The sequence below is a fragment of the Mycobacterium sp. 852013-50091_SCH5140682 genome (assembly GCF_001665685.1).
Classification (GTDB): Bacteria; Actinomycetota; Actinomycetes; order Mycobacteriales; family Mycobacteriaceae; genus Mycobacterium.
On the sequence record NZ_LZTB01000097.1, the window covers coordinates 20,989 to 42,513 of the forward strand.

Consider the following 21,525-nt stretch of genomic DNA (forward strand, 5'->3'; position numbering starts at 1 on the left):
ACGGCCTCCCTCTGAATGCATTCACCAAGCTCAGCTATACATTTCGCCCAGAAATTGTTAACCAAATCGACGCGCGATCTCGCTGTGATTCAACCCACAAGCGAGCTACAGTGTGACCGCAACCATAGAAAGGGCGGTCATGGTCGGAGCATTTATTGGCAGTCTCCTGCTGGTGCTGGGCCTCGTCGCCATCGCAGCCGTCGTCGTCGCGGTCGTGATGGGTCTGCCCACGTTGGCCATCACCATCGGTCTCATCTCCGGCGCGTTCTTCGCCGGACGGGCTGTTTAGGTCCTGAGCCGCTTCCGCAGGCCGGTCGCGCGCACCGCCTGCCGGCTGATAGCTGCGCGCACCTCCGCCTCGGTCCCGACGACGCGTACCCGCGTCTTGGCCCGGGTGACCGCGGTGTAGAAGAGTTCCCGAGTCAGCAGCCGCGACTCGATGTCCGGCAGCAGCACGGTCACCTCGTCGGCCTGGCTGCCCTGCGACTTGTGGATCGTCATGGCATGCATGGTCTCCACTTCGGTGAGTCGGCCCGTCGCAAACGATCCGTTGCCGCCCACCGCGACCCGCAAACCGTCCGGCGTCGCGACCGTGACGCCGGTGTCCCCGTTGTACAGCTTGAGCCCATAGTCGTTGGCGGTCACCAGGATTGGGCGCCCGACATACCATGACGCCCACAGCGGTTCGCCCGTCGCGTCGGTGAGCCAGCGCTGCACCTGACGATTCCAGTGCTTGACGCCGGCCGGCCCCCGCCGATGCGCGCACAGGAGTCGATGCTCGTCGAGAGTTTTCAGCGCCGCCTTGGCATCTCCGAGGATCGCCGCCTGCCGTAGCGCAAGGGCATGCGGCACAACGACTTCCCGCAACCGCTCGGTGATGTCGGTGGTCACCCACTCGATGTGCTCGTCGTCCGTGGCCAACACGTGCAGCGCCGCGTCGGCATCACCGACCCGGATCGCGGTGGCCAACGCCCCGATCGACTTGCCGAACCGGTGCGAGGTCCGCAATGCCGCCACGCCACGCGATCCCAACCCGTCGACCAGATCGGCCAGCACCGCACCGGCCTCCACCGACGCCAGCTGATCAGGATCGCCGACGAGCAGCAGCCGGGTCTGCGGCCGCACCGCCTCCAGCAGCCGGGCCATCATGGTCAGCGACACCATCGACGTCTCGTCGACCACGATCACGTCGTGCGGCAACCGATTTCCGCGATGGTGGCGGAACCGCGACGAGGTGTCCGGGCGCGGACCGAGCAGCCGGTGCAGCGTGGTGGCCTGCAACCCGGCCAGGCGTCGACGGTCGACGAGGTCGAGCCGGTCCACCTCCAATTGCACAGCTTCCTGCAACCGCGCCGCGGCCTTGCCCGTCGGCGCGGCGAGCGCGATGCGCAGCGACCGGTTACCCGTCAGCGCCGCCTGCTCCGCCAGCAAGGCCAGCAGCCGCGCCACCGTGGTGGTCTTGCCGGTGCCCGGGCCACCGGTCAACACCGTCAGCCCGTGCGCCAGTGCCACCTCTGCCGCGGCTTGCTGCTCATCGAATCCCGTTGGGAACAATCGTGATACGTCAGGGAGAGCGCCGGCCGGGCGGGTGCCGACGAGCGTCAGCACATCATCGCGCACCTGTTGTTCCTCGCGCCAGTACCGGTCCAGGTACAGCTGCTCGTCGAACAGCCGCAACACCGGTCCGGTGCTCAGCAGCGGGCTCGCGCTGACCGCAGCCAGCCACGCATCCGGGTCGGGCCACGGCAGATCGGGCAGATCGACTTGCGCTGCCACCGAGCGCAAATCCACGCAGACAGAACCAGCTCGCAGCGCCCGCACCGCCAGGGCCACGGCAAGCGTCACCGAATCGTCTGCCTCGCCGCCCAGCGCGGTAAGCCGTCGCGCCACCTGCACGTCGGCAGGCTCGAGAATCTCGGCGAAATGATCAAGCATCGAGCAACTCCGACACTGCCACCACGAGCGCGGCGGGCGGCTCCCAGCTGAACACCCCGGCCGGATGGCCGTCGACGACGGGCGTTGCTGCCCCGCACATGCCGCGCACGAAGAGGTACATCACGCCGCCGAGATGAGTCGCCGGGTCGTACCCGGGCAGACGCCAATTCAGGAACCGGTGCAGCACAACGCTGTACAGCAGGGCCTGCAATGGATAGTCCGAATGCAGCATGGCCTCGGCCATGCGGTCGCGGGTGTAGTCGGCGGCGGTCAGCTCGGCGTCACCGGTGCCCAGCCAGTTGGTCTTGTAATCCACCACCACGAACCGAGATCCGATGCGCAGCACCGCGTCGACCGAACCCGACAGGTATCCCCGCAGCGGCTGGTTGCCGAGGACTCCGCCGGACAGCCGCTGGGCGTAAGGCGCCATGGGATCGTCAGCAGGCAGATGCGTGCGAAGCAGCGCACCGACATCGGAGAGCCGGGCGAACGTGCCGGCCCGCAGGTCGCCACCGGCCATCGGGAACTCGAAGTCCAGTTCCCGCAACCGGTCTCGCAACCCGATCTGGCGTAGCGTCATGCCGGGAGCCAGCGGACCCAGGGGGGTGTCGTGCATGGGGACGAGCGCGGCCGCCAACTCGTCGGCCTCGACCTCGACGGGCCAGCGCGCCGCATGCGTCCGCACCTGGGTGGCCAGCTCGGCACCGAGGTCGGCGGCAAACGGGTCAGCGGTCTCCAGCACCGCGTGCACCAGGGACCCGAACGCGGCACCGGTGGGCAGCATGGCCATCGGGGACGGGACATCGATGCCGGTGGCGGTCGGCACCACGAGAACGTCGTCGACGACATTGACCTCATCATCGAGTTCGGTGACCTCGGGCTCGCTGGTCACACCCGAATCATCGGCTGCCCGAAGCAGACCCGAGTACGAGGTCCGGCGCCACGAGGTGTCGATGGCGCGGTGGAAGTGCCGGGTGGCGAGGTTCTCAGCCGGCGGTGGTGCCGGTACGGGGGTGAAGCCCTCGACGACGGACTCCTCGATCACCGGGCCGCCCGCGGCCTCCCACGCCCGCAGGCGGTCCAGTGCGTCGGCGTCACCGATCTTGATCGGTGTGCACTTGTCCGGGACCGCCGATTCGCCGGGCCCACGGCCCCGCAGCAGCCGCGACAACCCGCCGTTGGGCTCGTCGCGCGACGGCGCCCACCACGCCACCACCTGAGACTGGGCGCGCGTCATCGCCACGTAGGTCAGCCGGCTGTCGTCGGCGGCAGCCTCGGCACGACCCGCCCGTGCCACCGCCGGGTCAGCGCCTCCGATGTGCAAACAGCGCACACCGTCGTCGTGGAACAGAATCAGATCCGGTTCGGGCACATAGCGATTGAACGTGAACGGCAGATACACGATCGGATACTGCAGCCCCTTGCTGACCCACACCGTCATGATCTGCACGGCAGCGGCGTCGCTGTCCAGGCGGCGGTTGCGTTCGGATTCACCGCCCCCTTCGGAGCGCTGGGTGCGCAACCAGTCCCGCAGCGCGGGCAGCCCGAACCCTTCTCGATGGGCGGTGTCGCCCAGCAGTTGAGTCATGTGGGCCAGGTCGGTCATCAACCGCTCGCCGCCCTGCCAGGACAGCACGCGCCGGCTCATACCGGCCAGCTGGGCGGCCTCGAAGATGGCCGCGACCCCGCGTTCGCGCGCCTGCCCGGCCCACGTGCGCAGAGTGTCGGCGATCCGGTCGGTCAGCGCATCTCCGCCCGCGGCAAGGGATTCCGCGGTCTCACCGAAGAACATGGTGGCCGCCGCCGCACGCACCAACCCCGTGCGGTGCGGCTGGTCGAACGCCTCGAGCAGGTAGAGCCAGTCCTCGGCCGCCTCCGAGTTGAACACGTCGGAATCCCCGGTGTACACCGCCGGAATCCCGGCCGTCAGCAGCGCGTTGTGGCACGCCCGGGCATCCTTGTGGGTCTCGGTGATCACGGCGATGTCGCGGGCCTGCACCGGCCTGCCGTCGAAGGTCGCCCCGCTGGTCAACAATGCCCCGATGTCGGCCGCCAGGTCGCGGCCGATGTGGGTGCGCAGCCGGTCGATCGGGATGGTTTTGGCGTCCTTGCCGTTTCGGCTCACGACCCGCAACCGGAACGGGTCGTTGCGCGGCGCACCGGCCAGGCGGTGGCCCTGGTGATGGGCCTTCACGTCATGAACCACGATGTCGGACCCGCCGAGTTGAGCGCCGCGCAACACCACCTGCAAGCGGTCCACCAGGGCGCTGTCGCTGCGCCAGTTGGTGCCCAGGGTCTGTTTGTCCCCGGCGGTCGCCGCGGCCCGCAGATACGTGTCGATGTCCCCGCCGCGGAACGCGTAGATGGCCTGCTTGGGGTCACCGATCAGGATCAGCGTCGAGTGCCCGGAGAAGGCGCGTTCGATCACCTGCCACTGCACTGGATCGGTGTCCTGGAACTCGTCGACCATGACGATGGGCCAGCGTTGATGCATGCGCACGCGGGCCGGTGAATCCGGTGCCTCGCCCCGCACGCGAGGAGGACGAGGAGTCAAGGCGGTGGCCAACCGGGTCAGCAGATCGTCGTAGCCCAGCACGCCGCGACGCCGCTTGCGGATCTCCAACTCGGCCAGCACATCCCGGGCGAAGTTCAACCGAACCGTGGCCGGTGAATCGGGGTCGGGATCGGTGGGCCGCAGCTCGGTCGCCGGATTGGCCACCACGGTGCGCGCCAGCCGCAACGCGGCGGCGTAGTCCAGCAGCGGGTGATCTTTCTGGGCGCCGAACCGGGACAGGTACAGGTCGTCGACGATCTCGCAGACGAGGTCGTCAAGGCTCTCCACGAGCGTCACTCCGGAGTCGCTGTCACCTGCGACACCAAGGGATTTCAGCACGATCTGGCAGAACTGATGAGTGGTGGCAATGGTTGCGGCGTCGAAACCGGCCAGGGCATCACGCAACCGCTGCCTGCGCGCGTCCCGATCCTCGGCGATCAGGTAGGTCTCCAGATCGTTGCGGGCCCGGGTCGGCTCAGTCAATGCGGCCAGCGCGCAGACGATTTGATCGCGGACCCGTTCCCGCAGTTCCTGGCTGGCGGCCCGGCCGAACGTGATGAGCAGCATCTGATCCAGCGTCGCGGCGCCCTCGGCGACAAGGCGGGTGACCAGACCGGCCAGTGCGAACGTCTTACCGGTCCCGGCGCTGGCCTCGACCACCGTCGTGGTGTTGGGACTCGGCAGCGGACCGAGCAGATCGAAAACCTTCACCGCGCCGCCCTTTCGGCCCGCAGCATCGGCAACCACAGCCGGGCCGAGTAGGCGCCCAACCGGTTGTTCTCGCCCGGGACCTCCTCACCGGGGCGCAGCGGCTGCATGAGATCCCGCAGCCACGCGCTGCGACCCCAGGCCCGCACATGCGCCGGCTGCTGATCCTCGCCGGGATAATTGCCACTGCGCCAACGGTATCCGGCGGCCTGCTCGGGATCATCGCCGGTGTGCCGGGCCACCGCCCAGGCGTATGAGGTCTTCACCGGCAACGGCAACGGCTCCCGGCGGCCCGCATCGTAGATCCGCACCAGGTCGACCAAGAGCTCAACCGGATCGGCCGGGCTGCCCAACCCCTCGGCGCGTGGGGTGGTCCCACGCCTGGGGCGGCCGATGCACACCGCCGAGAACTCCCGTCCGGGATACTGGGCGGCCAACGCCAGCAAGGGAATCCACGACTGCAGCAGATGCTTGCCGTCGAGCTTCGAGTAGGTCACCGAGACCAGGCGCTCGCCGAAGACAGGGGACACGGTGCCGGTGAGCCGTCGCCCGCCGCCCAGGTCGATGTCCACGTCGTAGGCCTGGGAGTCCACGCCGCGGTGGTGCTGTGCTTCGGCGGCCAGTGCCGCGCACTGTTCGCGGATGGCGCCTGCCGTGCGCCAGCCGAGTTGCCCGGGCGGCAGGGTGCCGCGCCGCCACTCGGCCTGCTGAGCATCGGCCGGGGCCAGGCCGCGCAGCATGTCGTGCAGCATGCGATCGCCGACCGTCCACTCCTCCAACGCATCGATGTCGACGGGCATCACGTCGGAGACGCCCTCGACCTCCCACGGCAGGGTGTAGTCCAAAGCCCGGAAGAATCCCTTCACCGGGTCGTTGAAGAAGCCCACCAGATCCGCCAGCACCACATCGTCGGGCGGGGGCGGCGGCAACGGATCGGCGAAAAACGCTGGGCGCTCGGCACGTTGACCGGTATTGGCCTGCGCGGCGGTCAACGCCGTCGGATCGAACGTGAACGGTTCACCGGGCACCATCGCGCCCGGTATGACGTTGCGAATGTCGAACGGCTGCAACGGGTGATGGGTGACGACGTGCACCGGCTGCTCGGTGGTGATGTCGAGAGTGTCGAGTAGTTCGGCCAGCGGCACCGCGGGCGGGCGGGGTTGCCCGGAGTACTCGTTGGCGCCGGTGTAGGTGACGACGAGCGTCTCGGTCGCCGCGCCGATCGCGTCGAGCAGCAACTGCCGGTCCTCCGACCGGATGTCGCGCTCACCGGTCACCGGGTCGCGCGCCAGCGCGTCGTCACCGTCGATCGCACCCAAGCGTGGGAACACCCCGTCGTCCAAACCGACCAGGCACACCACGCGGTGCGGCACCGAGCGCATCGGGACCATGGTGCACACCGTCAGCGTGCCGGTCCGGAAGTTGGCGCGGGTGGGCCGCCCGGCCAGGTGTCGTTCCAGCAACGCGCGAATATCGCTCAGTCGCAACATGGTTGATGTCTCGGCGGTCGCGAGGATGTCGTCGAACTCGCGCTGCACCTGGGTGCGCGGCCAGTCCTCGTCGTCGAATGCGAGCGCGTCGATGTCGGCGGTCAGCTCGGTCAGCCATTCGGCGAGGGTCTTGGTGCCACTGAGCCCGCGTACCGCGTGGTGCAGCTTGTCCACGAAGTCGGCGAAGCGGCCTGCCAATTCGACCCGATTGCTGCTGACATCGTCGAGCGGCAGCGTGGTACCCAGCCAGGCGTGCGAATCGTCGGACATCGCCACGCCGGCCAGCACCCGGTCGATGCCGAACCGCCAGGTGTTGTGCAAGAAGTCGACGCCATAGGGGCGACGGTGTTCCTGGTCGAACCCCCAGCGGATGTTGGCTTCGCGCACCCACGCCGTGACGGCGTCCAGATCGTCGTCGGTGAAACCGAACCGCGCCCGCACCGGAGCCGACTCCGCCAGGTTGAGCACCTCGCTCGCCCCGGCGCGGCCGCCGGCCAGGCTCAGCAGTCGCGCCGCCACCGACAACAACGGATTGGTCTGCACCAGCGCACGATCGGCCAACCGGACCCGCAGCCGGTGAGCGGGATGGGCGCCGTGCACCACATCGCCGAGCCCGAACCCCGCGGTGATCAGCGGCGCGTAGGTCTCGATGTCCGGGCACATGACGAGGATGTCGCGGGGCTCAAGCGTCGGATCGTCGGCCAGCAGGCCCAACAGGACCTCACGCAGCACGTCGATCTGCCGCGCCGGGCCGTGACAACTGTGCACCTGCACCGACCGATCTTCGGGGCGGTGCATCCGGCCCTGCGGGCGCACCTCGTCGGCGGCGATGTCGGACTGCAACCAGCCCAGCAGGGTATCGGGATGGCTTGGTGCGCCGAGGAATTCGTCGGTGGCCGGGGTGGGAAGCAGTCGTTGCAGCTCGCGCAGATCACGGCCAAGGGTCGCCGATAGCGGGTGCGTGACCGCGCGGTGGCTCCTATCGGCGCGGCGCGGCACCGCGCCCTTCTCGGCGGCCAGCGCCTGCCACAGCCGGTCACTCGGATGCGGCAGCCACAGGTGCAGATCGTGGTGGACGGCCAGGGCGTCGAGCAGCTCGATCTCGGTGACCGGCAGCCGGGTGTGCCCGAAGAGTGACAGCCGCTCGGGCAGATCGCTGGGCGATTCCCGCAGCCGGGCAAGGGTTTTCGCATGACGGATGTGGGGTGGGTCGGCATCGATGCGCGCGGTGAGCGCCTGCCACAGCGGCTGCTGCCAGGCCAGATCGTCGGGGATGCCCGCCCAGTCGATGAGTAGCTGTGGGCGCTGCCGGGCGTAGGACGCGAAGATCCCGGCGAGGCGTCGGGCCACCGCGTAACGACGACCCTGTCGCAGCTCGTGTTCCTCACCGCCCTCGAACCGGCCCAGGTGGGTGGCCAACGCGGTGCACCACGGCGCATTCAGGTTGTCGTCGATGACCGCCAGCAGCGGCCACACCAGTGCCTCGGGCGACCACGGATCGTCGTCCTGTGTTCCGGTGATCTCGGCGATCAACGACCGCGGATTGCGGAATCGCACGGCCGCGCACACACCGAGCCGGTTGGCGAGCCGCTGGCTCAACCACCGCTCGACGCCCTTGGCCGGGACCAGCACCAGTTCCTCGGCGAACGGATCCGGCAGGGCAGTGGACAGCAGGGCACCCAGCCCCTCGGCGAGCAGATCCGTGCGCTCAGCCCGGTGCAGGTGCAGTGCCATCGCCCCTACCCTATGGCGCGCCACCGACACTGTTGCGCATGGATGATGGGTGCCGTGACCCGAGATGAAATCACCGAAGAGATCGTGCTGGCCCGCGTGTCCAAAGGGTTGACCTGGCAGCAGCTCGCCGACGCCATCGACCGGCCCGTGGTGTGGACGACGGCGGCGCTGCTCGGTCAACATCCGATCCCGCCGGAGCAGGCCAGCGTGCTCGTCGGCATGCTCGGGCTGGATCCGACGGTGGTGCCGGTGCTGGCCGCTGTGCCGATGCGCGGCGGGTTGCCGACCGCGGTGCCGACGGACCCGACCATCTACCGGTTCTACGAAGCGCTGCAGGTGTATGGCCCGGCGCTCAAGGAGCTGATCCACGAGCAGTTCGGCGACGGCATCATGAGCGCGATCAACTTCAGCGTCGACATCGCCAAGAAGTCCCACCCGGCGGGCGACCGCATTGTGGTGACCTTCGACGGCAAGTTCCTGCCGTACGACTGGAACGCCGCCGTCGACTAACTCGGCCCACTCATGCCTATTGGGGGCGGGTAAGCCTTCCCGTGCGTAACGCCACGGCGAAAAATCCGGCGAATCTCCGCCACTGCGTTACGCACACGCGCGGACCTGTCGGTACCCGGGAGCACACTCCGGTCATGGGGGAGCCATTCATCGGCAGTGAAGCGATCGCAGCAGGGAAACTGACCCGCCACGATCTTCGAACTCGGTTTGTTGCCGTGCACCAGGACGTCTATGTGGCACGGGGAACGCGGCCAACGGCGGTGCTTCGGGCCAAGGCGTGTTGGTTGCGGTCACGAGGGCATGGAGTGCTGGCGGGGTTCTCGGCATCGGCCATGCACGGCTCCCGCTGGGTCGGCGCCGAGCTCCCGGCATACATCATCGACACCAATCGCCGACCGGCCCGCGGCATCGTCACGTGGAGTGATGCGCTCGACGACGATGAAATCTGTCTGATTGCCGGCATGCGCGTCACCACTGCAGTTCGCACCGCCGTGGATCTGGCCTGCAAGTTCCCCGAGGCCACCGCGGTGCCTGCGATCGACGCGCTGGCCCGCGCGACGAAAACGAAGGTGGCTGACATCGAATTGGCGGCCCAGCGTCACGCCGGTCGCAGAGGGATCAAGCAGGCCCGCAACACGATCGCGCTGGTTGACCCCGGAGCAGAATCGCCACGGGAAACGTGGTTGCGGCTCTTGGTCGTCCATGCCGGGTATCCACGGCCCGAAACGCAGTACCCCGTCTACAACGAATTCGGCGTTCTGATCGGTGAAGTCGATATGGCGTGGCCGGACCTGAAGATCGCGCTCGAATACGAAGGCCGCGACCACTTGGATCCTGACCAGCTACGCAAGGACATTCTGCGCGTTGAGGAGATGACCAGAGCCGACTGGATCGTCATCCGAGTCACGTGCCGGGACGGCAAAGGCGGCATCCTGAAGAGGCTTGCCACGGCTTGGGCATCGCGTACGTAACGCCACGGCGGGAAATCCGGCGAATCTCCGCCACTGCGTTACGCGCGCGAGCAGCAGCCGCAGTTACCCCGCGAATTCGCTTGGCAGCCCGTCAATTCCGGCGCGGATGGCGAGAATCGCGTCGGCGCGGGCCTTGAGCTTGCTGCCGACATGTGCCCCGGCGTTCAGCGTCGTCGCCGCTTCGGCGGCCACGTGCTGAGCGCGAGTGAGCACGGCGTCGGGTTCAACGATCTCGTCGAGCCACCCCGCCGCGATCGCGGCGTCGCCTGCGAACGTCGCGGCCATCGAGATGCCACGCTGGAACGCCGCACGGGTCAGGCGCATACGCATGATCTCGATCGCGGCGATCGGCAGCGTCATACCGATGGCGACCTCGTTGGCCTGGCAGCGGGACTTGGGCGAACCCACCCGGTGATCGCCGGAGAGCAACAGGAACGATCCCATCGCGATCGCCGGTCCGGTCGCGGCCATGATGACCGGGACGGGGAAGGTCAGGCAGCGCAGCGACAACTCGAAACCGCCGGCCAGCATGGCCAGTGTCGCCTGCGTGTCGCCGGATGCGAACACACTCAAGTCGAAGCCGCCGCTGAACACCTTGGCGTTGCCGGCCAGCACGACGGCCTTGGCGCCGTCCTCCACGGTGCGGTCGAGCGCGGCGTTGACATCGCTCTGCATGGCCGGCGACAGCGCATTGACCTTGCCGTCGTCCAGCGTGAGGGTTGCGACGGACTCGTTGAGCTCGTAGCTCACCAGGCTGCTCATCGCACAGATCGTACGGGGCGGACTGACTCAGGCGTTGTGGCGCCCGCGCGGATTGATCAGCTCGGTCTCGGGATCGTCGTCGTCGTAATCCTCGTCGTCGTCCTCGTCTTCGGTGGTCTCGTAGCGGCTCTTCCACCGCTCACGGACCTCCGCGCCGAGCGCGTTGATGCGGTTGATCTCCGAACGCAGCGTTTGCTCGTCGGTCTCCTTGGCCGCGTACTGGAAGTAGTTGAGTACGCCGCGCAGCAGCTCGAGCTTCTGCTTCTCCTGGCGGGCCCGGTCGTGGGTGGTCAGCAGTTCCATGCGGTCGACCGGCGGCAGCGTGGCCCAGTCGAGGACGGCCGTGTTGCGGAACTTCTTGCCGGCAGGCTTCCCGCCCGAGGGCGGCTGATCGTAATAGGTGACGGCGCCGTCGAATCGCGACGCGATGGCCTCGCCGAGCTGTTTGCGGTCCAGCGCGGAATCCCACACGATCCGCCATTCCTGCGACGGCGCCAGATAGGGAATCTCCGCGGGCAGGTTGAGGGGGACGATGTCGACGTAGTTGTCGTCGTAGGAACTCTCGTACTTGCCGACGGTCGGCGGGTTGGCGAATTCGAAGCGCAACCCGTAGGCCGGAGTCTGGCCGTAGTTGCGCACGACCAGTTCGACCAGATGCCAGTCGGATCCGCTGGGTTCCATGAACATCGAGACGTTCGGCTGGGTCAGCTCGGCGCGCTTGTCTCTGGCCTTGAGGTACTGCCGCCACCCGTAGATCAGGGCGGCGACGACGACGGCGATGGCGACCCACGCCGCCACCGCCGTCCACGCGCCAGGATTGAACTCAGCCAACTCGCGCCCCCGATCGGTGATTGAACCCGTGATGCGCATAAAAGTCCCCACCACAGGCTTATATCACGTACCGGTGGGTGCCGGGCCGATCGTGGTCAGCAAAGTTTCAGGAAGCGGCAGCCGTGAGGGCGACGGCCGTCGCGGGCTCGGCCTGGGCGGGCACGGGCAGCAGGCGCTCGCCGCGCGCCAGCCAATCGGCATCGGCCCACTCGATGCGGGCCGGCAGGCGCCGCCAGTACTGCGGGTGCGCGCGTAGATACAGCTCGACACTGGCGTGCACGGCGGCATCCAGCGGCGGCCGGACCATGCCGAAGGTCGCGGCGGTACCCGCCAGCGCATCGAGGTCGGTGGGCGTGGACAGGCGCACGGGGACCCGCAGGCCGGCGTCGACGGCTCCTTCGAGCATCCAATCCATGGCGATGTCGGCCAGCGCCCAGCACGCGCCGGTGCCGCCCGCGATGTCGCAGTGCCCGCCGCGGAACCAGACCTCGTCGATGGCGTCGCCGTCCCGCGCGGCCGGGCGCAGCGCGTCGATGGCCAGCGCGTGCCGTCCGCTTTCGACATTGGTCAGCGGGGCGGTCCGACGGCCGGCGCCGGGGATGCGCACGACATCCCAGAGGCCCAAAAACCGTACGGGGACCGTGCTTTCGGCATGTCCGATCAACTCGGCAGCCAACCCTTTGACATGTTCCCAGTCCTGCGCGGTGCGTGCCGTGCGGGGCAGCGCGTAGGTGGCCAGCGCATAGCTGACCAGATCGTCCGAGCCCTCCGGCAACAACCCGACCGAGCCGAGCAGTGCTGCCAGTTCACGGGCCCGGTGGCCGCCGTCGGCGCCGCCGAACAGGTAGATGGCATCGCCGGGTTCCCAGCAGTCGCCGAGAAAGCGGTAGGCCTCCAGCAGTGCGCTGCGCGCTTCGGTCACTGCGGCGGCGCGACGGCGCCGGGAGAATCTCATGCGACACGACGTAGCGCCCGAGTGGTACCAGCCGAGCTGCTCGTCGTCGATGTCCAGCAACCGGAACAACGCCTCAGTGTTGGTCGCGTCTCGTGGACCGGGACGCTCATCTGTGTGGTCGAAGCACAGCACTATATTTTTCACAACGACCCCCGACGGAACAAACGAGGAAGACTGCTCAATCAGTTTGCCGGGGTATCGAAACGGTGTCCTGAGTATTGCGCTACTCTATTTGCTCATTCACGCGGGTTTTTGCGTATGCAACCGTATTGCCGACGAAGTCGGTCGCGACACTGCGACATGCAGGAAAGTTCCGTTACGCCAGGTCGGGAAGCCGGTCAGATCCGTGCTCGGCAAGCCGTACGGGCAGCTGTCAGCCACCCATCAGCGAGCGCCACTGCTGCAGGTCTGATGCGCGGTACACGTAGTTGCTGCGCTTGACCTCGGCCAGCGAAGCGCTGGGCTCGGCCGAGTACCAATGGCCGGGAAACACCATCGGATCGCCCGGCAGCTGGGCCAGCGATTGCAGGCTGCGGAACATGTCGTCGACGTTGCCGCCAGGAAAGTCGGTGCGGCCACAGCCCTCGAGGAACAGCGTGTCGCCGGCGACCAGTCGTCCGTCGAGCAGGAAGCACTGACTGCCGGGGGTATGGCCGGGCGTGTGCAGCAATTCGATGTCGACGGCGCCGACGCTGACCTTGTCGCCGTGCTGGTGGCGGGTCAGGCTGCTCAGTGGGATGCCGGTGACGCGCGAAACCCAGTCAGCCTCATGGGTATTGACGTGTACGGGGACCTCGGTGCGGTCCAGTAACTCGGCCAGGCCCTTGAGCTCGAAACCCATCATCGACCCGCCGACGTGGTCGGGGTGGTGGTGGGTGACCAGCACGCCCGCCAAGCGCATGCCGTCGGCTTCCAGCGCATCGACCAGATCACCCGCGGCGTAGGCCGGATCGACCACCAGTGCCTCGCCGGTCTCGCGATCGCCGATCAGGTAGGCGAAGTTGCGCATCTGCTGGGCGATCATGTCGTCGGCGGCGAAGTCGCGACCCGACAAGAGCTGCTTGAAGTACAGGCGATCCTGAGACATCTGCCCATCATTGCAGGTCAAAAAACCGCACTTCACGCGGTGTTTAAGCGCACAGCGCTAAAAGTCGCATCAAGAATGCGGAATTTAATAGCGTGAAGCCATGCAACTGACCCGGTTCACCGATCTGGGCCTCCGCACGCTGATGCTGCTGGCCTCGGCAGAGTCGTCCGGCCGCCGGGTCACCACGCGCACCATCGCGGCGAGCGCCAACGCGTCCGAGCATCACGTCGCCAAGGCCGTATCGCGGCTGGCGGAGCTCGGCATGGTGCACGCCCGGCGCGGCCGCGTCGGGGGACTGGTGCTGACCGAGGCCGGCCGTACCGCATCGATCGGCGCGCTGGTGCGCGAACTCGAAGGCGACCGCGAGGTCATCGAATGCGGCGGCGAGCACCCGTGTCCGTTGATCGCGGCATGCCGGCTGCGCCGCGCGTTGGCCGAGGCCAAAGCGGCGTTCTACGCCGAACTCGACCGCCACACGGTCACCGATCTGTCAGGAGGCATCGGCTTCTCGGCCGGCCTTCCGATTGTTTTACAACTCACCGGAGAAAGGACCCAATGATGACCGTCACCACGCCCGAGCCCTCAGCCGTGAGGGTCGAGCTCGAGCCGCACCACGCCGAGATCGTCACGGCGACGCTGCCGCTGATCGGTGCCAACATCGACGAGATCACCAAGGAGTTCTACCGCCGGCTGTTCGGCAACCATCCGGCGCTGTTGCGCAACCTGTTCAACCGCGGCAACCAGGCGCAAGGATCGCAGCAGCGCGCGCTCGCCGCGTCGATCGCGACCTTCGCCACGCACCTGGTCGACCCGGCGCTGCCGCATCCGGCCGAACTGCTGTCGCGGATCGGGCACAAGCACGCCTCGTTGGGTGTGACCGCCGATCTTTACCCGGTGGTCCACGAAAACCTGTTCGCGGCGATCGTCGATGTGCTTGGCGCCGAGACGGTGACGGCGGAGGTGGCCGAGGCCTGGGACCGGGTCTACTGGATCATGGCCGACACGCTCATCGAGCTGGAGAACGGTCTCTACTCCGACGCGGGCATCGAGCCCGGTGACGTGTTCCGGCGGCTGCGGGTGGTCTCGCGCGTCGACGACCCTTCGGGTGCTGTGCTCGTCACCGTCCGTTCCGATGCACCCGTGAATTTCCTTCCGGGCCAATATGTTTCGGTGGGGGTAACGCTGCCCGACGGCGCCCGCCAGCTGCGTCAGTACAGCCTCGTCAACGACGCCGGAACCACTGATCTGACCTTCGCGGTGAAGCCTGTCGACGTGACCTCGGCACAGCCCGCGGGCGAGGTGTCGACCTGGATTCGCGCCAACCTGTGCGTCGGGGATCTGCTCGACGTGACCGTGCCGTTCGGCGACCTGCATGCGTCCGGCACCGAGGGCAAGGCGCTGGTGCTGATCTCGGCGGGCATCGGCATCACCCCCATGATCGGGATCCTGGAGCACCTCGCCGCCGAGCGGCCGGACACCCATGTGCGGGTGCTGCACGCCGATCGCAGCGACACCAGCCATCCGCTGCGGGAACGCCAGCACGAGCTGGTCGAGGCGCTGCCGAACGCGAGCCTCGACGTCTGGTACGAGGACGGCGCCACCGTGGGCACCCCGGGCGCACACCCGGGCCTGCTGAACCTGGCGGGTATCGAACTGCCGGTGGACGCCGAGATCTACCTGTGCGGTGGTGCCGGCTTCGTCGCGGCCGTGCGGACCCAGCTGAGCGAGCGCGGGATCGGTCTGGAGCGGGTGCACTGCGAGCTGTTCGCACCCAACGACTGGCTGCTCGACTGACGCCCAACGCCGAAAATGCCTCCCGGCAGCCGTGTTGACCAGCGGTTTGGTGCGGCTGCCGGGGAAGCTGTACCCTCTTTAAGGCCCACGGCTTACAGCCGCGGGCCGAAGTAGGTAGGCCCCCTTAGCTCAGTCGGCAGAGCGTTTCCATGGTAAGGAAAAGGTCAACGGTTCGATTCCGTTAGGGGGCTCGGTGGTCGCGGAGCGATGCCCGTGCCTATCGGGGCGGTGTAGCTCAGCTGGTTAGAGCGCACGACTCATAATCGTGAGGTCGGGGGATCGAGCCCCCCCACCGCTACAGGGACAAATAGACGTGAAAGAGGGCAGCTGACGTGGCGTCGAGTACGGACGTTCGGCCGAAGATCACTTTGGCCTGCGAGGTGTGCAAGCACCGTAACTACATCACCAAGAAGAACCGCCGCAACGACCCCGATCGGCTGGAAATCAAGAAGTTCTGCCCGAACTGCGGGCACCACCAGCCGCACAAAGAGTCGCGGTAGCCCAACGCTCGTGGCTCTATCGTCGAAGCTCGTCGGGAAGCATTTCCGCTATCCCGAGCACTACGAGGTCGGTCGCGAGAAAATTCGGGAGCACGCGCTCGCCGTCAAGAACGACGGTGCGTACTTTCACGACGAGAAGGCCGCAGCCGAACTCGGTCACACCAAGCTGCCTGCGGCGCTGACCTTCATCTGCATTTTCGGTTACCAGGCCCAGTTGGCGTTCTTGACCGACGCCAACATCGGTGTCGAGGACTCCCAGATCGTCCAGGTCGACCAGGCGCTGAAGTTCATCAAACCGATTTTCGCGGGCGACAAGCTCTACGCGGACGTCTACGTGGACTCGGTCCGGCAAGCGCACGGCACCGATCTCATCGTGTTCAAGACCATCATCACCGACGACGCCGGTGATGTGGTGCAGGAGACCTTTACGGCCCTTGCGGGCCGCACGGGCGAAGATGGAGAGGGCTTTTCTGATGGCGCTGCGTGAGTTCAGTTCGGTCAAGGTCGGGGACACGCTTCCTGAGAAGATCATCCCGCTGACCCGTGGTGATCTGGTCAACTACGCGGGCGTCTCCGGCGACCTCAACCCGATCCACTGGGACGACGAGATCGCCAAGCAGGTCGGCCTCGACACCGCGATCGCGCACGGCATGCTCACCATGGGCCTCGGCGGTGGCTACGTCACCTCCTGGGTCGGCGATCCCGCCGCGGTGAAGGAGTACAACGTCCGGTTCACCGCGGTGGTACCGGTCCCCAACGACGGTGTCGGCGCGGAGATCGTCTTCAACGGCCGGATCAAGTCCGTCGACCCCGAGGACAAGCTGGTCACCATCGCCATCTCGGCCACCACCGGCGGGAAGAAGATCTTCGGGCGCGCTGTCGCCACCGCACAACTGGCTTAGAGAGGGTGGGAGCATGGCTCTCAAAACCGATATCCGCGGCATGGTCTGGAAATATCCGGATCCGTTTCTGATCGGCCGTGAGCAGATCCGCCAGTACGCCAGGGCCGTCAAGGCCTTCGACCCGGCGAGTCACGACGAGGCGGCCGCGGCCGAACTGGGCCACGATGCCTTGGTCGCACCGCTGACCTTCGCCTCGACTCTGGCGCTTCTGGTTCAGCAGCACTTCTTCAAGCACGTCGACGTCGGCATGCAGACCATGCAGATCGTCCAGGTGGACCAGAAGTTCGTCTACCGCAGGCCGCTCAAGGCCGGCGATCAGCTGCACGCCGTCATGGAGATCACGTCGGTCGAGGAACGGTTCGGCGCGGACATCGTCGTCACCCACAACGTCTGCACCGATGACGACGGCGAGATCGTGTTGGAGGCCATCACCACGATGATGGGTCACGAAGGCGATCACTCCATCCAGGTCAAGTGGGATCCGGAATCCGGCCAGGTCATCCGCAAGGCAGCTGGGGAATAGTCGGGTGACCGACGCGATTAGTCGTTGATACCCACGCCGGGGTACACTCGGCTCTCGGGGTTTTTCCCATTTCAGCGCGCTGTCCGTCGGCTTGATCGAGCGAACGGGGAGCGCGCGAATTGTGTGAGCCCTGGACGAAAGACGTGATGACGAGGTAAAACCTTGCCATCGCTGAAGGGGCGTAGCTCAACTGGCAGAGCAGCGGTCTCCAAAACCGCAGGTTGCAGGTTCAAGTCCTGTCGCCCCTGCTCAACTGAATATTCGACAAGGTGTGGACACTGGAAGGTGACCCCAACACATCAGTCCGCTAGCGAAAGAAACGGAGTATGCGGTGAGCGACGAGCGCGAAGGTGCCGGCTCCGCAGACGACACTGGGACCGACGCCCATGGCTCCTCCGGCGACAACCACGGTCAGACCGCGGTTGTGACCAGGCCGCTGCGCCCGACCGGTAAGCGGTCCCGCCGTGGAGTGCCCAGCGAGGCTGAGGGCGACGAGACCGACAGCGGTGAAGACACCGCCGAGTCGAAGGATGCCGCCAAGAACGGCGCCGGTAAGACTAAAAAGACCAAGAAGGCTGCCGGCGGTCCGTCGAGCAATCCGATCATGTTCGTCATCAACTACCTCAAGCAGGTTGTTGCCGAACTTCGGAAGGTGATCTGGCCCAACCGCAAGCAGATGGTCAGCTACACCTCGGTGGTGCTGGTCTTCCTGATGTTCATGGTCGCGCTTATTTCAGGTGTGGACCTGGGCCTGGCACGGCTGGTGTCGTTGGTTTTCGGCACCTGACCCGAGATTTGATGAGAGGACTGACAACGTGACCACGTTCGACGGCGATGAGCAGACACTCGCCGACGAGACCGTCAGTGTCGAAGACGGTGGAGATGCCGTTGTGGCGGAGACCGTCGACGAAACAGTCGAAGAGACCACCGGTGGTGAGGACACCGCCGACAGCGACGCCGACGAGGCGTCCGCCGAGGAGGCCCCCGCTGAGGAGGCCGCGGCCGACGAGGACGCTCCGGTCGCTGAGGAAGCCCCTGCGGCCGACGAGGACGAAGACCCGGCCGTCGCGCTCAAGAAGGACCTGCGTCTGCGGCCCGGCGACTGGTACGTGATCCACTCGTACGCCGGTTACGAGAACAAGGTGAAGGCCAACCTCGAGACCCGCGTGCAGAACCTCGACGTCGGCGACTACATCTTCCAGGTGGAAGTGCCCACCGAAGAGGTCACCGAGATCAAGAACGGCCAGCGCAAGCAGGTCAACCGCAAGGTGCTGCCGGGCTACATCCTGGTGCGCATGGAGCTCAACGACGAGTCGTGGGGCGCCGTGCGCAACACCCCCGGCGTGACGGGCTTTGTCGGTGCGACCTCGCGGCCGTCCCCGCTGGCCCTCGACGACGTCGTGAAGTTCCTGCTGCCGCAGGGCGCCGCCAAGAAGGCCGCTGCGGGCAAGGCACCCGCCGCTGCCGCCGCCGCGTCGACCGAGGCCACGCTGGAACGTCCGGAGATCCTGGTCGATTTCGAGGTCGGCGAGTCCGTCACCGTCATGGACGGTCCGTTCGCGACGCTGCCTGCCTCCATCAGCGAGGTCAACGCCGAACAGCAGAAGCTCAAGGTGCTGGTGTCCATCTTCGGCCGCGAAACACCTGTCGAACTGACCTTCACCCAGGTCGCCAAGATTTAGCCGGTAACGGCTAGAACAGCGGGCGCGGCACGCGCCCTCGGATAAGCGAGTAAGGAACACCACAGCATGGCCCCGAAGAAGAAGGTCGCCGGGCTCATCAAGCTGCAGATCCAGGCCGGGCAGGCCAACCCTGCCCCGCCGGTTGGCCCTGCGCTTGGTCAGCACGGCGTCAACATCATGGAGTTCTGCAAGGCGTACAACGCCGCGACCGAGTCGCAGCGCGGCAACGTCATCCCCGTGGAGATCACCGTCTACGAGGACCGCAGCTTCACGTTCGCCCTCAAGACCCCGCCCGCCGCTCGGCTGCTGCTCAAGGCTGCCGGCGTGCCCAAGGGTTCGGGTGAGCCGCACAAGACCAAGGTCGCCAAGGTGAGCTGGGACCAGGTGCGCGAGATCGCCGAGACCAAGAAGGCCGATCTCAACGCCAACGACATCGACGCCGCGGCGAAGATCATCGCTGGTACCGCCCGTTCCATGGGTATCACCGTCGAGTAAGACTCCGGAAAGCGTGGGAGAGCTGGCATCGGCTCGGGAACCACGACTCCAACAGACACGATTGGATTTTCAATGAGCAAGAACAGCAAGGCATATCGCGAAGCGGCCGAGAAGGTCGACAAGGACAAGCTCTACACGCCGCTCGAGGCCGCGAAGCTGGCCAAGGAGACGTCGTCCAAGAAGCAGGACGCGACCGTCGAGGTGGCCATCCGCCTGGGCGTCGACCCCCGCAAGGCGGACCAGATGGTCCGTGGCACCGTCAACCTGCCGCACGGCACCGGTAAGACCGCGCGCGTCGCGGTGTTCGCCGTGGGGGAGAAGGCCGAGCAGGCTACTGCCGCCGGCGCTGACGTGGTCGGCAGCGACGACCTGATCGAGAAGATCCAGGGCGGCTTCCTGGACTTCGACGCCGCGATCGCCACCCCGGATCAGATGGCCAAGGTCGGTCGGATCGCTCGCGTGCTGGGCCCGCGCGGGCTGATGCCGAACCCCAAGACCGGCACCGTCACCCCGGATGTCGCCAAGGCCGTTCAGGACATCAAGGGCGGCAAGATCAACTTCCGTGTCGACAAGCAGGCCAACCTGCACTTCATCATCGGCAAGGCGTCCTTCGACGAGGCCAAGCTGGCCGAGAACTACGGCGCCGCGCTCGACGAGGTGCTGCGCGCCAAGCCGTCGTCCTCGAAGGGTCGCTACCTCAAGAAGGTGACCGTCTCCACCACCACGGGCCCGGGCATCCCGGTTGACCCGGCGGTGACCCGGAACTTCACGGAGGCGTAGCGCAGCGGAGCCGCGCAACTTTTAGCCCGAGTGGCCAGTTACGGCACAAGATTCCTCGAATCGCGTGTCATAACTGGCCATTCGGCGTTTGTGCGCTGAGTTCGGCGATGCGGCGACGCAGGAACGCCGCGGCCGGCGCGGAGACGTTGTCGCTCGCCAGCGCGATCCCGTACCAGTGCAGGGCATCTCGGCGGCGCCCGGCGCGACGCAGCAGATCCGCCCGGATCGAGGCGACGATGCTGGAGCGGGCCAGCCGTGGGTCGTCGGCCACCTCGTCGAGCGCCGCCAGCCCAGCGTCGAATCCGTCGCGAAACGCAACGGCCACAGCGCGATTGGCGCGCACTACCGGGGATTCGCCGAGCTCGAGCAGCCGGTCGTAGGCCTGGCAGATGACGGACCAATCGGTGAGCTGCCAGCTCGGTGCGGTGGCGTGCAGGGCCGCGATCACGGCCTGCGGCAGATAGGGGCCAGTCGCTCCCTCGGCGAGCCGCAGCTGGTCCAACCCGCGCGCGATACGGCCACGGTCCCAACGGTTTCGGTCCTGCTCGTCGAGCGGCACCAGCGCACCGCCCTCGTCCACGCGGGTCCGCCGCCGCGAATCATGCAGCAGGACAAGGGCTGCCAATGCGTGCGCGTCACGGTCGGCAGGCAGTAGCGAACACAGTTCACCGGCCAGCCGCACACCCTCGTCGCACAGTTCGTCCCGAATGGCCGACGGCCCCGCTGTCGACCAGTAGCCCTCGGTGAACACCGAATAGACACAAGCCATCACGTGCGGCGTGCGTTCGGGCAGCAGCTCCGGCGGCGGCACGCGCAACGGGATATTGGCTTGGCGGATCTTGTGTTTGGCGCGGGTGAGCCGTTGACCTACCGCAGCCTCGGACTGCAGCAGCGCTCGGGCGATCTCGGCCACGGTGAGACCGGAGATCAGCCGTAGCGTGAGAGCCAATTGCGAAGCCCGGTCGAGTGCCGGGTGGGCGCACGTGAACATCATCCGCAGTTCGTCGTCGCGAACGGGATGCAGTTCGCGGGCGTTGTCGCGCGCCGTCGCCTCCTCGTGCACTGCCGCCAATTCCTTTCCCGCACGCGAAGATTCACGTCGCAGGCGGTCGAGGGCCCGGTTGCGCGCGACGGTCGTCAACCATGCGCCCGGGTTGGTCGGCATCCCGTCGGACGGCCAGGTCCGCAGCGCCTGCGCGCAGGCGTCCTGGACGGCGTCTTCGGCGACACCGAGATCGCCGGACCACCGCGCGATGGTGGCCACGGCGGGACCCCACTCCCGCCGGAAGACGCCGTCCAGCTGGGTCACCGG

21 protein-coding genes and 3 tRNA genes are annotated in these 21,525 nt (G+C 67.0%); 16 read left to right on the forward strand and 8 right to left on the reverse strand.

Translation table 11 applies throughout. From position 1 onward, the window contains the following. The first annotated feature begins 139 nt into the window (after positions 1–139). Positions 140–289: a hypothetical protein gene (locus tag A5784_RS38445; protein WP_087074512.1), complete on the forward strand. Its 150-nt coding sequence runs from the start codon at positions 140–142 to the stop codon at positions 287–289. Here A5784_RS38445 and recD read toward each other — a convergent pair. Genes recD through recC form a run of 3 tightly spaced genes read right to left on the reverse strand, consistent with a single transcriptional unit; the run spans position 286 to position 8,421 of the window. Continuing rightward, positions 286–1,935, reverse strand: coding sequence for an exodeoxyribonuclease V subunit alpha (gene recD, locus A5784_RS24350; RefSeq protein WP_064947449.1), 1,650 nt, complete (start codon positions 1,933–1,935; stop codon positions 286–288). The two genes, A5784_RS38445 and recD, sit on opposite strands and share 4 nt — an antisense overlap. After that, complete coding sequence (gene recB, locus A5784_RS24355; protein WP_064947504.1) at positions 1,928–5,200, reverse strand: exodeoxyribonuclease V subunit beta; 3,273 nt, start codon at positions 5,198–5,200, stop codon at positions 1,928–1,930. The genes recD and recB overlap by 8 nt, the downstream gene beginning before the upstream one ends. Next, positions 5,197–8,421 (reverse strand): exodeoxyribonuclease V subunit gamma, encoded by a 3,225-nt coding sequence (recC, locus tag A5784_RS24360; RefSeq protein WP_064947450.1) that lies wholly within the window; start codon positions 8,419–8,421, stop codon positions 5,197–5,199. Before recC ends, recB begins: the two co-directional genes overlap by 4 nt. 54 nt (positions 8,422–8,475) lie before the next feature. On the opposite strand from recC, the gene cynS reads away from it, so the two are divergent. Both cynS and A5784_RS24370 read left to right on the forward strand, forming a co-directional pair. After that, positions 8,476–8,931 (forward strand): cyanase, encoded by a 456-nt coding sequence (cynS, locus tag A5784_RS24365; RefSeq protein WP_502687540.1) that lies wholly within the window; start codon positions 8,476–8,478, stop codon positions 8,929–8,931. A gap of 134 nt (positions 8,932–9,065) precedes the next feature. Further along, a complete protein-coding gene (locus A5784_RS24370; RefSeq protein WP_064947452.1) occupies positions 9,066–9,902 on the forward strand; it encodes a putative endonuclease domain-containing protein in 837 nt (278 codons plus the stop codon). A gap of 63 nt (positions 9,903–9,965) precedes the next feature. Here A5784_RS24370 and A5784_RS24375 read toward each other — a convergent pair whose 3' ends face one another. From A5784_RS24375 to A5784_RS24390, 4 genes are all read right to left on the reverse strand, one after another. Next, positions 9,966–10,664 carry a crotonase/enoyl-CoA hydratase family protein gene (locus A5784_RS24375; RefSeq protein WP_064947453.1) on the reverse strand — a complete coding sequence of 233 codons (699 nt, stop codon included), beginning with the start codon at positions 10,662–10,664 and terminating at the stop codon, positions 9,966–9,968. Between the two features lie 27 nt (positions 10,665–10,691). Further along, on the reverse strand, positions 10,692–11,534 hold the full coding sequence (locus A5784_RS24380; RefSeq protein ID WP_064947454.1) for a DUF8453 domain-containing protein: 843 nt from the start codon (positions 11,532–11,534) through the stop codon (positions 10,692–10,694). Positions 11,535–11,601: 67 nt separating this feature from the next. Then, entirely contained in the window at positions 11,602–12,594 is a 993-nt protein-coding gene (locus A5784_RS24385; protein ID WP_064947455.1) for a phospholipase effector Tle1 domain-containing protein, read from the reverse strand. A gap of 229 nt (positions 12,595–12,823) precedes the next feature. Beyond that, positions 12,824–13,537, reverse strand: coding sequence for an MBL fold metallo-hydrolase (locus A5784_RS24390; RefSeq protein WP_064947456.1), 714 nt, complete (start codon positions 13,535–13,537; stop codon positions 12,824–12,826). A gap of 100 nt (positions 13,538–13,637) precedes the next feature. Between A5784_RS24390 and A5784_RS24395 the strand changes: the two genes are divergently transcribed. The 13 genes from A5784_RS24395 to rplA all read left to right on the forward strand — a co-directional run bounded on the left by A5784_RS24395 (position 13,638) and on the right by rplA (position 20,213). Continuing rightward, entirely contained in the window at positions 13,638–14,096 is a 459-nt protein-coding gene (locus tag A5784_RS24395; protein WP_064947457.1) for an RrF2 family transcriptional regulator, read from the forward strand. Beyond that, positions 14,096–15,331: a globin domain-containing protein gene (locus tag A5784_RS24400; RefSeq protein ID WP_064947458.1), complete on the forward strand. Its 1,236-nt coding sequence runs from the start codon at positions 14,096–14,098 to the stop codon at positions 15,329–15,331. Before A5784_RS24395 ends, A5784_RS24400 begins: the two co-directional genes overlap by 1 nt. A 118-nt stretch (positions 15,332–15,449) precedes the next feature. Further along, positions 15,450–15,522, forward strand: a tRNA-Thr gene (locus A5784_RS24405). A 33-nt stretch (positions 15,523–15,555) separates the two neighbouring features. Beyond that, positions 15,556–15,629 (forward strand) — tRNA-Met (locus tag A5784_RS24410). A gap of 34 nt (positions 15,630–15,663) precedes the next feature. After that, positions 15,664–15,831: a 50S ribosomal protein L33 gene (gene rpmG, locus A5784_RS24415; protein ID WP_023985310.1), complete on the forward strand. Its 168-nt coding sequence runs from the start codon at positions 15,664–15,666 to the stop codon at positions 15,829–15,831. Between the two features lie 10 nt (positions 15,832–15,841). Then, positions 15,842–16,318 (forward strand): (3R)-hydroxyacyl-ACP dehydratase subunit HadA, encoded by a 477-nt coding sequence (gene hadA, locus A5784_RS24420; protein ID WP_064947459.1) that lies wholly within the window; start codon positions 15,842–15,844, stop codon positions 16,316–16,318. After that, entirely contained in the window at positions 16,305–16,733 is a 429-nt protein-coding gene (gene hadB, locus A5784_RS24425) for a (3R)-hydroxyacyl-ACP dehydratase subunit HadB (protein ID WP_064947460.1), read from the forward strand. The genes hadA and hadB overlap by 14 nt, the downstream gene beginning before the upstream one ends. Positions 16,734–16,746: 13 nt before the next feature. Continuing rightward, entirely contained in the window at positions 16,747–17,256 is a 510-nt protein-coding gene (gene hadC / locus A5784_RS24430) for a (3R)-hydroxyacyl-ACP dehydratase subunit HadC (RefSeq protein ID WP_064947461.1), read from the forward strand. Positions 17,257–17,431: 175 nt separating this feature from the next. After that, a tRNA-Trp gene (locus A5784_RS24435) sits at positions 17,432–17,504 on the forward strand. An 83-nt stretch (positions 17,505–17,587) separates the two neighbouring features. After that, positions 17,588–18,043: a preprotein translocase subunit SecE gene (secE, locus tag A5784_RS24440; RefSeq protein WP_064947462.1), complete on the forward strand. Its 456-nt coding sequence runs from the start codon at positions 17,588–17,590 to the stop codon at positions 18,041–18,043. A gap of 28 nt (positions 18,044–18,071) precedes the next feature. After that, positions 18,072–18,938 (forward strand): transcription termination/antitermination protein NusG, encoded by an 867-nt coding sequence (gene nusG, locus A5784_RS24445; RefSeq protein WP_064947463.1) that lies wholly within the window; start codon positions 18,072–18,074, stop codon positions 18,936–18,938. Positions 18,939–19,004: 66 nt separating this feature from the next. After that, entirely contained in the window at positions 19,005–19,433 is a 429-nt protein-coding gene (rplK, locus tag A5784_RS24450; protein ID WP_018598681.1) for a 50S ribosomal protein L11, read from the forward strand. A 72-nt stretch (positions 19,434–19,505) separates the two neighbouring features. Further along, positions 19,506–20,213, forward strand: coding sequence for a 50S ribosomal protein L1 (gene rplA, locus A5784_RS24455; RefSeq protein ID WP_064947464.1), 708 nt, complete (start codon positions 19,506–19,508; stop codon positions 20,211–20,213). Between the two features lie 67 nt (positions 20,214–20,280). On the opposite strand, the gene A5784_RS24460 is transcribed toward rplA, so the two are convergent. Beyond that, the gene (locus A5784_RS24460) at positions 20,281–21,522 is read right to left on the reverse strand and encodes an RNA polymerase sigma factor (RefSeq protein ID WP_064947465.1); all 1,242 of its coding nucleotides are present in this window, start codon (positions 21,520–21,522) and stop codon (positions 20,281–20,283) included. Between the last annotated feature and the right edge of the window lie 3 nt (positions 21,523–21,525).